The following is a 12,293-nucleotide window of genomic DNA, read 5'->3' on the forward strand; positions in this document are numbered from 1 at the left end:
TATTTTTTCTGCGGTATGCAAAAAAGGGAGAACCGTTTGGTTCTCCCTTTTGTTATGGTTTCATAGATCAGTGCTTTTCGCCTTGCGCAACCAGCTGGAAGCCGGGCACGAAGCGCAGCCAGTGGCCGCTGACAAAGCGCGCGGTGAACAGGATGCCGCGGCACAGCCAGTCGCCCACCATCGCGATCCAGATGCCGATGGCGCCCATCTGGAACATCACGGCCAGCACATAGCCGCTGCCCAGACGCAGCAGCATCATGGACGCGATCGAGCAGATCATGGGATAGCGCACGTCGTTGGCGGCGCGCAGCACGTTGGGCATGGTGAAGGACAGTGGCCAGATCAGCATAGCACTGAAGTTGTGGATCAGGATGAGCGTCCGGCCGAGCGACAGCGCTTCGGGGGACAGGCTGTAAATCTTGAGCACAAGCGGCGTGACCAGAATGGTGGCCAGACAGCAGCTGGCGAGGATCAGGTAAGTAATTTTCAGCAGCTTTTTCGCCATGCGGCGCGCCTGCTCGATATCGCCCGCGCCGATGCATTGGCCGACGACCGTGATGATCGCCAGGTTCATCGCCTGACCCGGGATGCACGCGACCGCGTCCAGGTTGTTCGCGACCGCGTTGGCTGCGATCTGCGTGGTGCCGAACAGCGCGATCATGCTGACAACCAGAATACGCCCCAGCTGGAACAGGCTGTTTTCCAGTCCGTTGGGAATGCCGATCTGCAAAATGCGGCGGATGAGCGGGAAGTCCGGCCGCACATGGCCGCCGCGGCGCAGGCTGACGATATGTTCGGGGTTGAGCAGCAGGATGGTGATGACAACCGCGGCCACGCCGCGCGAAAAGACCGAAGAAAGCGCCGCGCCGGCAACGCCCCATTGGAGCACAAAAATCAGGATGGAGTTGCCGATCAGGTTGACCACGTTAATCAGTCCCGCGATCAGCATGGAGATGTGCGAGTTGCCCTGCGCGCGGAACAGGGCGGCGCCTGCGTTATAGATGGCGAGCACAGGGTAGGAGAACACGCTGACGGTCAAATAGGTCAGCGCACTGTCCATGACGTCCGGCTCGATCGAGCCGAACAGCAGCCGCAGCAGCGGCTCGCGCAGCAGCATGACCAGCACGCTCAGCGCGACCGCGATCACAGCCACGACCAAATATAGCTGGCGGGCGGCGTTGCAGGCGCGGCGGTTTTGCCGCGCGCCCAGCAGCTGCGCCACCACGACGGCGCCGCCGGTCGCGAGCGCGGCGAAGATGTTGATAATCAGCACATTGAGCATGTCAACCAGCGACACGCCCGAGACAGCCGCTTCGCCCACGGAGGATACCATGATGGTATCGGCAAGGCCGACCGTGATGGACAGCACCTGTTCGAGTACCAGCGGCCAGATCAGCTTTTTCAGCGCAGCATTGGGGAATAACTCCTTGCCGGTTGGGGATTGTTGTTTGCTCGTTGGCGATACGCCCTCTTTCTATAAAATCACGCGATAGGCTTCGATCAGCCGCTCGAGCGACCACGCGGCATTGGCCGGGCTGGTGGACGGCAGCTGCGTGATCGGGATGTGCAGCGTGGGTTCGATCAGTTTGCGATAGAGTTCGGCGGATTTGCCGCCGGTGGCGAAAATGCGGGTGATCTCGCTTTCGCGCACGAGTTTGCCGATGTCGTTCGGCACGGCGTTGCGGATGCTGGTGTCGGACGCGCCCGCGATATCGCAGCGGGCGATCGTGTCCCACAGCGCAATATGGTGCGTAAGGCACATCGCGCGTTTGGCCTCGATGGTCTGCGGCACTTCCTCGCCTAAAACGGCCGCCAGCACACGCCAGAAGCGGTTTTGCGGATGGCCATAGAAAAAGCCGACTTCGCGCGATTTGGGACTGGGGATCGAGCCGAGCAGCAGCACGCGCGAGTGGCTGTCGTACAGCGGCGGGATGGTATGGACAACCGTTTGGAGATTCATGTTTCCTCCTCAATGACCGAAAGAAACGCACGGAACGCACTGGGCAGCGCGTATTCCGCACGCAGGGCGGAAGGGCTGACAAAGGTCAGCTCATCCGGCCGGTTTGCCAGTTCGATGTAATAGCCGTTCATGTGCCATTCGACGTGGGTGAACACATGCTTGGCCGGCCGCAGGGAGAGCAGCTTTGCCACTTGCCAGCCGCGTGCGGCAAGCGCTTGGCGCGTCTCGTCCGGCGACAGATGACCGTCCAGCGCGGGCAGTTCCCACAGCCCGGCCAGCAGGCCGGTTTTTGGCCGCCGGGTCAGGCCGACCAGCGTACCATACCGCAGCAGCAGGACCGTGCGGTTTTCGATGCGGCGCGCCTTTTTGGCCGCGCGCAGCGGCAGCAGCGCGGCGTTGCCATGGTGATAGCCCAGACACAGATGCTGCACCGGGCAGTCGCCGCACAGCGGCGCGCCGTTGGGCAGGCAGACCATCGCGCCCAGCTCCATCAGCGACTGGTTGAGGTCGCCGGGCCGGTCGGCCGGCATGAGCGCGGCAAACCGTTCGCGTGTGCGCTTTTTGAAGGCGGTGTCGGTGATCGGCGTCAGGTCGTTATCCAGCCGCGCGGCAACGCGCAGCACGTTGCCGTCCACGGCGGGCACGGGAATGCCGCAGGCGATCGACGCGATCGCCCCGGCGGTGTACTCTCCGATGCCGGGCAGCGAGAGCAGCGCGTCATAATCGGCGGGCAGTTCGCCGCTGTATTTTTCGCAGACCTCGACAGCGGCGCGGTGCAGGTTGCGCACGCGGCTGTAATAGCCGAGACCTTCCCACAGTTTGAGATAGATCGCCTCGTCCGCCTTGGCGAGCGCGCGCACATCGGGCAGCGCTTCCATCCAGCGGGAGAAATAACCGAGCACGGCCTGCACGCGCGTCTGCTGGAGCATGATTTCGCTCACCCAGACGCGGTAGGGCGTAGGCTGCGCGCGCCACGGCAGGTCGCGGTGGCCTTCGTCATACCATTGCAGCAGCGGCGCAACGATCGCGGGGGAGACACCGCTCAATGCTGCATGTCCTCAAACGTCTGGCCGGTGTAGAACATGGTGAAGATTGCGTCCGCGATGTGGCGGCAATCCTCGTCATGCACTTCGACGATATAGACCGCGGTTTTTTTGCCGCGCTTGCGTTCGTAGGCAACGGCGGTCAGCTTTTTGCCCAGACGGCCGGGGCGGTAATAGTGGATGTTGCTGTCCAGCGTGACAGCGACCAGTCCGTGCGAAGCGGCGGCAGAACCGGCTGCAATGTCGCACAGCGTGTAGATCGTGCCGCCGTGTGCCAGTCCGAGCGGGTTGAGCAATTCCTCGGTCAGGTCGAGTTCGACGGTGGCGCCGCCGTCTTTATCCAGCGTGATCACGTGCATATGCATCAGCTTGTTCAGGCCGCTGGCTTCCTGACGCATTTTCAAAATCTGTTCAATTGTCATACACGAAACTCCTTTGGAACAGACATGGTGCGGCAGGAAAAACGGCCGCACCATGCGATTTGTTTTCCTTTTTATTATATCGGCCGCTGACAGCGCCGTCAAGCGGAAACCAAGGGCGCTTTTGCATGGGATTGGGAAACGGTTTTTCATATTGCGAAACGGCCTAATACCATATATAGTCATAAAATTCAAATGCAGCAACTAAATCATGTAATTGCAGCAGAAAAAGCAAAATCGCAAAGAAAATCAGATGAAATGCAACTTTTTCGTTCTTTACAAGCGCGATTACAAGCTGTATAATAGACATAGTTTTATGATGGGGTAGCAGAGATATGACCAGTGATTTTTCTCGCACGCTCGCGCTGTTGCGACGGGAAAAGAAAATAAGCCAACGAACCGCGGCGGCAGACCTTGGGGTCTCGCAAGCGTTGCTGAGCCATTATGAGAATGGTCTGCGCGAGCCGGGGTTGTCTTTTGTCGTGCGTGCGGCGGATTATTACGGCGTGTCCTGTGATTATCTGCTGGGCCGCTCGATGGCGCGGGACGGTTCTGCCGTACCGGCCGAGCGCATGGACGTGCAGGTACATACCGGCTGGGAGAAGAACGAGATCGTTCGGGCCGTGTCGCTGCTGATGGATTTGGCGGGGCAAATGGGAAGCACGCAGCTGCCGCATGAGGTGGAGGCGTATCTGTCGGTCGTGATCTATAAAGTGTACCGCTATTTGTACATGGCAGACCCTTCGAACGTGGAAGCGGTATTCCGCACCTCGCGGGATCAGTTTGAATACCTGTGCGACGCGCGCATGAAAGAGCATGAGCTGCGCATCCGCACGGCGGCGAAGGGCGAGGGCGGTTTTGGCCTGGAGCAGGAAGAACTGCACGGCGGTTCGATTTCGCCCAACGAAATCAGCAAACGTTATCCGGAACTTTCCGGCGCGTTTTTGACGGTTTTGCAGCAGGTTTCGGACTCGATCGACGCTTTCGGAAAAAATATAAAAATCGGAAAATAAATTTTGAAAAAAGTGTTGACAGCGGCGCAACCATATGATATTATATACAAGTCGCTGGGGCGAGCGAGCCGCTGAAACGCTGGTGTAGCTCAGTTGGTAGAGCAGCTGATTTGTAATCAGCAGGTCGGGGGTTCAAGTCCGTCCACCAGCTCCACCTGTTTTCACAGGTTTGAAAATTACATATGGGAGGTTTCCCGAGTGGCCAAAGGGAACAGACTGTAAATCTGTCGTCTATGACTTCGGTGGTTCGAATCCACCACCTCCCACCAGTTACGAAAAGCACTCCAAACGGAGTGCTTTTCTTCTTTTATGCCGTAGTTTTGTTTAAAAAAGTTCATGTTTTGCGTTTTGACCTTTGACTGCACAAGACGCCGTAAAACACGAAAAATCGCGGCAAAATGGGTCAAATTTGGGTCATGGATTTTGTGCCGGAATAGGCGAGTTTGCTGGCCGCACGGCGCTGATCGTCCACGTTAATGTGGGTGTAAAGTTCGGTAACGCCGATAGACTGATGACCCAAAATGGTCTGCACGGCGCGCAGCTCTGCGCCGCCGCGCACCAGATAGGTGGCGTAGGTGTGCCGTAGCTTGTGCGGGGAAAGCATGTGCACCGGCAGGCCGTCAAAGAAAGTTTCATACTGCCGGCGGAAGCTGCCCGGCGTCATGTATCCGCCGCGGACAGCCGGCACGACATAGATGCTCGTCTTTTGCGCCTGTTTGAGGCGTGCGGCGAGTTCATCGCCGTAGGGGATATGACGCACCTTGCCGTTCTTCGTGCGCTCTACGGGCGCATATTCGCCCTTTGCCACACGCGTGACAACCCGGCGCACGGTGATGACCTGTTCCTTCTGGTTGATGTCGCCCCAGCGCAGCCCCATGACTTCCTCCGAGCGCAGACCGGCAAGCAGCATGAGCGCGATCGCGGTGCCGAACGGCTTTTCCAGATGGCGGAGAATGGTCTGAATCTCGTCCAGAGAAAACACCTGTATTGCGCGCAGCGGCTCGTCCGCGGCCACGTTGACCGCGTCGCATGGGTTCTTGCGGCATAGCTCGTTCTGCACGGCTGCTTTCATGATCTGGTTGATCGTGATGTAGATGTGGTGCCGGGCGCTCTTGCTCAGGTGGGAAGTGACGGCCAGCAGCTTTTCGATGTCGATCGGCTTGACCTGATCCAGCTGCTTTTTGCCCAGCGCGGGCTTGATGTGGAGGCGCCAGTAAAGTTCGTAATTCTGATAGGTGCGGTAGGACACCGAATCCCGTTTGATCTCGAGCCATTCCTCGCCCCAGACCGCGACGGTTTTCCGCTTTGTGATCTGCTCGGTCTTGTGCTGCATCCAGTCTTCGTAGGCGGCCTTTGCCAGCGTCTTGGTGCGGCGGCAGAAGGTCTTGCGCAGCCGCGTACCGTCCGGCAGTTCGGCCATGACGCGGAACTCCCAGCTGTCACCACGTTTTCGGAAAGTTCCTTCCATAAAAAATAACCCCTTTCTTACCGGAAAAAAGTATGGTAAAATAGGGGTTGATGATTAGGTGTGGAAATTTAGTCATCAACCCCATGTCCCGCCTCTGTGTTGGTAGCGCAGAGGCGGGATTTTTTTTGTTTATTTTGACAATGCCTAAAAATTCAGATATTGGTCGAAATGATAAAAAGAAAAATGCACAGATAAGGTTTTCGAAAGTCGTATGAAAGCTTTGCAAGGTTTCGTACGGCGCGGTGAAGCGTCAAAATGCACAACTTAAACAGTTGAAAAATAGTCCGAAAACTTGATAATAGCGTAGCTTATTTGTAAATAAATTCTTCGTTTTGCCAATTTACATGTGTTTTTCTACCGCGTATCATGGTTTCACCGGTTGAAAGAGTGCTCGCCCCGAAATGGGGAAATGGCATTGGAGTTATGCATGGCGGGGTATGCTCCCGCCGCTCCTTTCCACCCAACAGCGAAAGGACAATGCTATGAGCAAAGAAATTCAGATTTTCAAAAACGAACAGTTTGGGCAGATCAGAGTGCTGATGAAGGACGGTGTACCGTGGTTCGTTGGCAAGGACGTTGCAGAAGTGCTTGGGTATACCAATCCAAGCAAAGCGCTGGCAGACCATGTTGATAAGGAAGATAAACTCAATAACAATTCGTTATCGAGTTTGGGACAGCGTGGCGGATGGCTCATCAACGAATCCGGTCTGTACAGTCTGATCCTCTCCAGTAAACTTGAAACAGCAAAAGCGTTTAAACACTGGGTCACTGCCGAAGTCCTCCCGTCTATCCGCAAGCACGGCGAGTACGTCACGTCGCAGAAGGCGCAGCAACGTCTGGGTGAAGTCAACAGTGCAGCGCGTATCATTCGCCAGACTTTGAAAGAAGCCGGTATGGCGCCGCAGTTCGTAGCAGTGGCTATGAAAAGTCTGTATGCGCCGGTCGGCGTAGAAATCCCACTGGAGGGGATTACGGTAAACAAGCGCTTACTTGATGCAACGGCAATTGCAAAACGCCTTGGTGTGTTGTCTCGCTCCGGCAATCCGCACGCACAAGCTGTTTCGGCCATTATTGCACAGGTAGATGTGCTTCCGGATGAAAAAGAGATTGTCCCTTTTCAGAACATTGCAAGCGGCCACGCCGGAACAAACGTACAATATACCGAATCCGTTGTCGCAAAAGTCAATCTGTGGTTGAATCGGCACGGGTATCCGGAAGAAATCAATTATAAAGGGAAGCAGTATGTCGTCCGATATGGATGCGTTGCTTGATGGTTCCCGCTCTGGTGTTGTAACACCGGGGCGGGATTTTATTTTAACACATGCGTATATGCAACTGCGCGGCCTACAATCCGGACACTGTTTATTTCGTCACCGACGAATACCATGGGCGCAATAGTTGGGTTTTCAGGGTTTAAAGTTACAGTATCTCCGATCCGGTAAAATCGCTTGAGTGTAGCTTCATTATCGTCATTGACGATCACAGCAGCAATCTGTCCATTCTCAACCTCTGGCTGTTGCCGGATGTAGACGACATCGCCATCTTGTATACCTGCGCCAATCATACTGTCACCCTTGCAGGTAAGGGCATAGTCTGCTCTGATATGAGCGGGGAGGTCAACATAGTCTGTTATGTTTTCCTCCGCCAATATTGGTGTCCCACAGGCAATCTGGCCGACAAGCGGGACTTTGTTCATTTTTGGTAACAAAATAATGTTGTTTGGAAGCGACCTATCCATTTCTTCGTCCAAAATTTGAGATTTAGTCACTCCAAACGCCGCCGCAATCTTTTCTATTACACCCATGCGCGGTATTCGTGTTTCGTTTTCCCATGTAGAAACGGCTTTATCGGTTACTCCAAACATTTTTGCAAAGTCGACTTGCGACAATCCAGCTTTTTCTCTCAAAAACTTTATATTGTCTCCGATACTCACCAGTCGCACCCCCTTCTACAAAAATAGTGTAACACAAAGAGTAGAAATATACAAGAAAAATGTACAAGAAATTCTACATAAAGTTCTTGACTTCCTACTTAAAGTAGAGTAACATATAATCACAGGTTGCGGGGCAGGAGGTGATAAAATGCCGTACACCGTCAAACAAGCGCGCGTTCTTAGAGATTTTACGCAAGCAGAAATGGCCGAGAAGATGGGTATTTCACGTGGAACGTATCGAAAAATCGAAGATAATCCGGAAAGCGCTACGGTAAAACAGGCAAAACAGATTGCTGACATTACCCAAATTTCCATCAACGATATTTTTTTCTCCAATATATCTACTTAAAGTAGATAGTGGCGAGAAGAAGGCAGGTGAAACAAAAATGACCGTTTTACATGACAGAAACAGCCATAAAGTTGGAAGACCCAGAAATCTATCGGCTGAGATGGCCAGATACGGCGTAAAAAATTCAGATATTCAAAAACTGCTTTCTTGCACGGATAAAACTGTAAGAAACAAAATTGACGGTGTGACCGAGTTTTCTGTCGCAGAAGCCCTTAAAATTCGGAATGTATTTTTTCCTGGCCTACGGATTGAATATTTGTTTGCTATCACAGATGAAATTAGGAATAAATAAACAAAAACGCCTGTGGTGCTACACAGACGTTTTGCCCCCTAATTTTTCACCCGGATTCGGTTGCAGAAGCAGTAGAGCGAAATATGCAAATGCAAAACGGAATATGCACCCGCATCTGTTGGTTCGCGCTCCTGAACAGTCATTTTATTAGTGACGCTCATTACTCGCATATACTGTCGGCATTGGCCCCATGCGCAGTAACGCACGAAAACTGCTTCACATGCAAAGCACCCATGTTTCTATGGCCGTTGTCTCATTTTACGGTTTGGGTTCCGCGAAAGAAGCCCTTCGCATCAACGATAAACTGATCTCCGCCATCAGCTTATCCCGGGAACGGGCAACTTCAAAATTTTGGTCAATTTGATGACCCCCTTATTGAAGCGTTGCCATAAAAGGCCGTTTCTATTTTAAGAAAAATTTTACATAAAGTCAACAAAAAATATTAAAATGCGCAATGCTATTACGCTGAAAAAGCTCTTGACGAGATTTATCCGTAGCTGCTGAAGTGGATAGGAGGTGACCATTTACGAAATACAGTAGCATTCACGACAATTCTCGCCTTGCTATACGAAATCCTGTATAACCAGACGGGTAGCAAACTCTATCGCGCGGCGAGAAAGATATTTACTATCGCCACCGCAATAGGCATCGTTATTGAAATTGCCAGATTGGCATAGGCGGTTAGGAGTATAGAAAGGAGGACACTCATGTCCGAAACATATAAAGTCACGGACGCGGCCAAGCGCATGGGCATTGCGCCGGAGACGCTGCGCACCATGATGGTCCGCAAAGAGCTGCCGTTTGGCGCAACGCATCGCATGCCGAGCGGCAGGCGCATCTACATCATTCCGCGTGAGGCGTTCGACCGGTTTATGGCAGGAGAGGGGGCGAATCCGTGAAACGCTACGCCCTTTGGCTGCTGATTCCGTTTGCGGTCGCAGCTGCGTCGGACTGCGGCGCGCCGGTCACTGTACTCGCATGGATCGCGCTGGGCTGGTGCATCGGCACGCTCGCATTGCTCGAGCGGTACCGCCGCCGCGCAGAGCAGGCACGGCAGCAGCGTCTGAGCCACATGCGCCACGAAGCATGGGAGGATAACCATGCCTCATGAAAAAGCCGCCTCGGAACGGCAATTCCAAAGGCGGCAAAGCAAAATACTTCACTGATAGAATACCACAAGGAGAGGATTTGTCAAATGAAATCGACTGGAATTGTGCGTCGTGTGGACGAGCTGGGCCGCATCGTATTGCCCAAGGAGCTGCGCGACACCATGGAAATACCGGAAAAGACGCCGCTTGCGATCTTCGTGGACGGTGAGGATATCATTCTGCGCAAGTACGGCCGCAGCTGCGTGTTCTGCGGCGGAGAGGACGAGCTGTTCGACTTTTTCGACCGCCCGATCTGCGAGAAGTATGCGCATCAGATCGCGGCCGGGCTGAAAGGGGAGGCGTGACATGGACAAGCCTGTCAAAATCGCCCGGCTGGAGACCGAGAACATCAAGCGCGTCCGCGCGGTCGCGCTCGCGCCGGCGGAAACCGGTCTGACCATCATCGGCGGCGACAACAATCAGGGCAAGACTTCGGTGCTGGACGCGATCGCATGGGCGCTCGGCGGGGAGCGCTTCCGTCCGTCGCAGGCGGCGCGGGAAGGCTCGGCGGTTCCGCCCCATCTCAAGGTTACGCTGTCCAACGGCATCGTAGTCGAGCGCAAGGGCAAGAACAGCAGCCTGACGGTTGTTGATCCGTCTGGTAACCGGGCGGGACAGCAGTTGCTCAATGCGTTCGTCGAGCAGCTTGCGCTCGATCTGCCGCGCTTTTTGCAGATGAGTGACCGCGAAAAGGCGGACACGCTGCTGCAGATCATTGGCGTGGGGGAGCAGCTTGCTGTGCTCGAACAGAAGGAACGCGAGCTGTACAACCAGCGCCACGCGATTGGCCAGATCGCAGACCAGAAAGAGAAATACGCCAAGGAACAGACCTTCTGGCCGGACGCGCCCCGTGATTTGGTTTCGGCCAGCGACTTGATCGCCCGCCAGCAGGACATCCTCGCACGCAATGGGGAAAATCAGCACAAGCGGGCGATGGCGGACATGCTCGCACAGCAGGTGGACACGCTCCAGCACAAGGTAACTGACCTTGCCGCACAGCTGCGTCAGGCGCAGGAGCTTCTTGCCGCCAAGTCTGCCGATCTTACGACCGCGCGCAAGACGGCGGAGCAGCTGCATGACGAATCGACCGAGGAACTTGAGCGCAGCATCCGCGAGATCGACACGATCAACGCCAAGGTGCGCGACAACCTGAACCGTGAGAAGGCCGAGGAGGATGCCCTCGGCTACCGCGAGCAGTACGATCATCTGACGGACGATCTGGAGCAGACACGGCAGGCCAAACGCGACCTGCTTTCCGGCGCCAAGCTGCCGCTGGATGGCCTGAGCGTAGAGGATGGCGCGCTTACTTATCAGGGGCAGAAGTGGGACAACATGTCGGGCAGTGACCAGCTGCGCGTTGCGACCGCGATCGTGCGCTGTCTCAATCCGCAGTGCGGGTTCGTGCTGCTCGACAAGCTCGAGCAGATGGATTTGCACACGCTGCACGATTTCTGCGCATGGCTGGAAGCCGAGGGCTTGCAGGCGATCGCCACCCGCGTGTCTACTGGTGACGAGTGCTCGATCATCATTGAGGATGGCTATGTCAAGGGTGCGGAGCGTCCGCTGCCGGACGCACCGATGCCCGCACAAAAAACGACTTGGAAATCAGGTGAATTTTAATGGAGATCATTCGAGGAAAATTGCCGGGTGCGCTCAAGGTCGTCGTGTACGGCCCGGAAGGAATCGGAAAATCCACTTTTGCATCGCAGTTCCCGGGTCCGCTGTTTATCGACACCGAGGGCAGCACGCGGCACATGGACGTTGCCCGCACTCCCAAGCCCACCAGCTGGCCGATTCTGCTCGGTCTGGTCGGCGAGGTGATCCGCGACCCGTCGCTGTGCCGCACGCTGGTGGTTGACACGATGGACTGGGCCGAACTGATGTGCACGCAATATGTCTGCGACAAATACCAGAAGAAGAGCATCGAGGAATTTGGCTACGGCAAGGGCTATACCTATCTGTCCGAAGAATTCGGGCGGCTGCTCAACCAGTTGAGCGAAGCCGTGGAGCGCGGCGTGCACGTCGTCGTCACCGCGCACGCCAAGATGCGCAAATTCGAGCAGCCGGACGAGCTGGGCGCATACGACCGCTGGGAGATGAAGCTCTCGTCCAAGACCGCGCCGCTCGTCAAGGAGTGGGCGGACATGGTGCTGTTTGCGAATTACAAGACCTATGCCGTCAAGACCGAGGGCGGCAAGGTCAAGGGGCAGGGCGGGGAGCGCCGCATGTACACGGCGCACCACCCCTGCTGGGACGCGAAAAACCGCTTCGGCCTTGCGCCCGAACTGCCGTTTGCTTATGCAGAGATCGCGTCCGTCATCGGGGAAATGCCGTCGAATTCTGAACCTACGGCGCAGAATGAACCGAAACCGGTCAATTCTCCGGACAACCCGCCGCACAAAGTAGAGGGTGTTTGCGCGCCCCGGCAGGACGACGGCCTTGTGCTGGACATTCCGGACGGCATCCCGCAAGCACTCGCCGACCTGATGCGCGCAAACAACGTTACCGCAACCGACATCCAGACCGCCGTTTCCGCCAAGGGGTATTTTCCGCTTGGCATGGAGATCACGGATTATCCCAAGGACTTCATTGACGGCTGTCTGATCGGCGCGTGGGATCAGTTGTATCAGGTCATCCTGCAGGAGCGCAAAAATATCCCGTTTTAACA

At 55.5% G+C, this 12,293-nt stretch carries 15 protein-coding genes and 2 tRNA genes; 11 read left to right on the plus strand and 6 right to left on the minus strand.

Annotated elements, in window-relative coordinates; all coding sequences use genetic code 11:
• Positions 1 to 67: 67 nt before the first annotated feature.
• The 4 genes from EJL02_RS10980 to EJL02_RS10995 all read right to left on the minus strand — a co-directional run bounded on the left by EJL02_RS10980 (position 68) and on the right by EJL02_RS10995 (position 3,425).
• Entirely contained in the window at positions 68 to 1,405 is a 1,338-nt protein-coding gene (locus EJL02_RS10980; RefSeq protein ID WP_125116457.1) for an MATE family efflux transporter, read from the minus strand.
• Positions 1,406 to 1,474: 69 nt separating this feature from the next.
• Positions 1,475 to 1,960 (minus strand): DNA-deoxyinosine glycosylase, encoded by a 486-nt coding sequence (locus EJL02_RS10985; protein ID WP_125116458.1) that lies wholly within the window; start codon positions 1,958 to 1,960, stop codon positions 1,475 to 1,477.
• The gene (mutY, locus tag EJL02_RS10990; RefSeq protein ID WP_125116459.1) at positions 1,957 to 3,006 is read right to left on the minus strand and encodes an A/G-specific adenine glycosylase; all 1,050 of its coding nucleotides are present in this window, start codon (positions 3,004 to 3,006) and stop codon (positions 1,957 to 1,959) included. Before mutY ends, EJL02_RS10985 begins: the two co-directional genes overlap by 4 nt.
• Positions 3,003 to 3,425 carry a PaaI family thioesterase gene (locus EJL02_RS10995; RefSeq protein ID WP_164510398.1) on the minus strand — a complete coding sequence of 141 codons (423 nt, stop codon included), beginning with the start codon at positions 3,423 to 3,425 and terminating at the stop codon, positions 3,003 to 3,005. The genes mutY and EJL02_RS10995 overlap by 4 nt, the downstream gene beginning before the upstream one ends.
• A gap of 332 nt (positions 3,426 to 3,757) precedes the next feature.
• Between EJL02_RS10995 and EJL02_RS11000 the strand changes: the two genes are divergently transcribed.
• The 3 genes from EJL02_RS11000 (at position 3,758) to EJL02_RS11010 (ending at position 4,704) form a co-directional block, all read left to right on the plus strand.
• Positions 3,758 to 4,435 (plus strand): helix-turn-helix domain-containing protein, encoded by a 678-nt coding sequence (locus EJL02_RS11000; protein ID WP_125116461.1) that lies wholly within the window; start codon positions 3,758 to 3,760, stop codon positions 4,433 to 4,435.
• 78 nt (positions 4,436 to 4,513) lie between these two features.
• A tRNA-Thr gene (locus tag EJL02_RS11005) sits at positions 4,514 to 4,589 on the plus strand.
• Positions 4,590 to 4,619: 30 nt separating this feature from the next.
• A tRNA-Tyr gene (locus EJL02_RS11010) sits at positions 4,620 to 4,704 on the plus strand.
• Between the two features lie 134 nt (positions 4,705 to 4,838).
• Here the strand turns inward: EJL02_RS11010 and EJL02_RS11015 are convergent.
• On the minus strand, positions 4,839 to 5,903 hold the full coding sequence (locus EJL02_RS11015; protein WP_125116462.1) for a tyrosine-type recombinase/integrase: 1,065 nt from the start codon (positions 5,901 to 5,903) through the stop codon (positions 4,839 to 4,841).
• A gap of 482 nt (positions 5,904 to 6,385) precedes the next feature.
• Here EJL02_RS11015 and EJL02_RS11020 point away from each other — a divergent pair, with 482 nt between their 5' ends.
• Positions 6,386 to 7,174, plus strand: a complete 789-nt coding sequence (locus EJL02_RS11020; protein ID WP_125116463.1) for a BRO-N domain-containing protein — start codon at positions 6,386 to 6,388, stop codon at positions 7,172 to 7,174.
• 38 nt (positions 7,175 to 7,212) lie between these two features.
• Here EJL02_RS11020 and EJL02_RS11025 read toward each other — a convergent pair whose 3' ends face one another.
• The gene (locus EJL02_RS11025; RefSeq protein WP_164510399.1) at positions 7,213 to 7,836 is read right to left on the minus strand and encodes a LexA family protein; all 624 of its coding nucleotides are present in this window, start codon (positions 7,834 to 7,836) and stop codon (positions 7,213 to 7,215) included.
• 148 nt (positions 7,837 to 7,984) lie between these two features.
• Between EJL02_RS11025 and EJL02_RS11030 the strand changes: the two genes are divergently transcribed.
• The 7 genes from EJL02_RS11030 to EJL02_RS11060 all read left to right on the plus strand — a co-directional run bounded on the left by EJL02_RS11030 (position 7,985) and on the right by EJL02_RS11060 (position 12,291).
• Positions 7,985 to 8,185 carry a helix-turn-helix transcriptional regulator gene (locus EJL02_RS11030; protein WP_125116465.1) on the plus strand — a complete coding sequence of 67 codons (201 nt, stop codon included), beginning with the start codon at positions 7,985 to 7,987 and terminating at the stop codon, positions 8,183 to 8,185.
• Positions 8,186 to 8,222: 37 nt separating this feature from the next.
• Positions 8,223 to 8,477, plus strand: a complete 255-nt coding sequence (locus EJL02_RS11035; RefSeq protein WP_125116466.1) for an XRE family transcriptional regulator — start codon at positions 8,223 to 8,225, stop codon at positions 8,475 to 8,477.
• Between the two features lie 707 nt (positions 8,478 to 9,184).
• Complete coding sequence (locus tag EJL02_RS11040) at positions 9,185 to 9,376, plus strand: helix-turn-helix domain-containing protein (RefSeq protein WP_125116467.1); 192 nt, start codon at positions 9,185 to 9,187, stop codon at positions 9,374 to 9,376.
• Positions 9,373 to 9,588, plus strand: coding sequence for a hypothetical protein (locus tag EJL02_RS11045; RefSeq protein WP_125116468.1), 216 nt, complete (start codon positions 9,373 to 9,375; stop codon positions 9,586 to 9,588). Before EJL02_RS11040 ends, EJL02_RS11045 begins: the two co-directional genes overlap by 4 nt.
• An 84-nt stretch (positions 9,589 to 9,672) precedes the next feature.
• Positions 9,673 to 9,930 carry an AbrB/MazE/SpoVT family DNA-binding domain-containing protein gene (locus EJL02_RS11050; protein WP_125116469.1) on the plus strand — a complete coding sequence of 86 codons (258 nt, stop codon included), beginning with the start codon at positions 9,673 to 9,675 and terminating at the stop codon, positions 9,928 to 9,930.
• A gap of 1 nt (position 9,931) precedes the next feature.
• Positions 9,932 to 11,245 carry an ATP-binding protein gene (locus tag EJL02_RS11055; RefSeq protein ID WP_125116470.1) on the plus strand — a complete coding sequence of 438 codons (1,314 nt, stop codon included), beginning with the start codon at positions 9,932 to 9,934 and terminating at the stop codon, positions 11,243 to 11,245.
• Complete coding sequence (locus EJL02_RS11060) at positions 11,245 to 12,291, plus strand: ATP-binding protein (protein WP_125116471.1); 1,047 nt, start codon at positions 11,245 to 11,247, stop codon at positions 12,289 to 12,291. The genes EJL02_RS11055 and EJL02_RS11060 overlap by 1 nt, the downstream gene beginning before the upstream one ends.
• The last annotated feature ends 2 nt before the right edge of the window (positions 12,292 to 12,293 follow it).

The organism is Agathobaculum sp. Marseille-P7918, from assembly GCF_900625105.1.
In the GTDB taxonomy this organism is placed as follows: domain Bacteria; phylum Bacillota; class Clostridia; order Oscillospirales; family Butyricicoccaceae; genus Agathobaculum.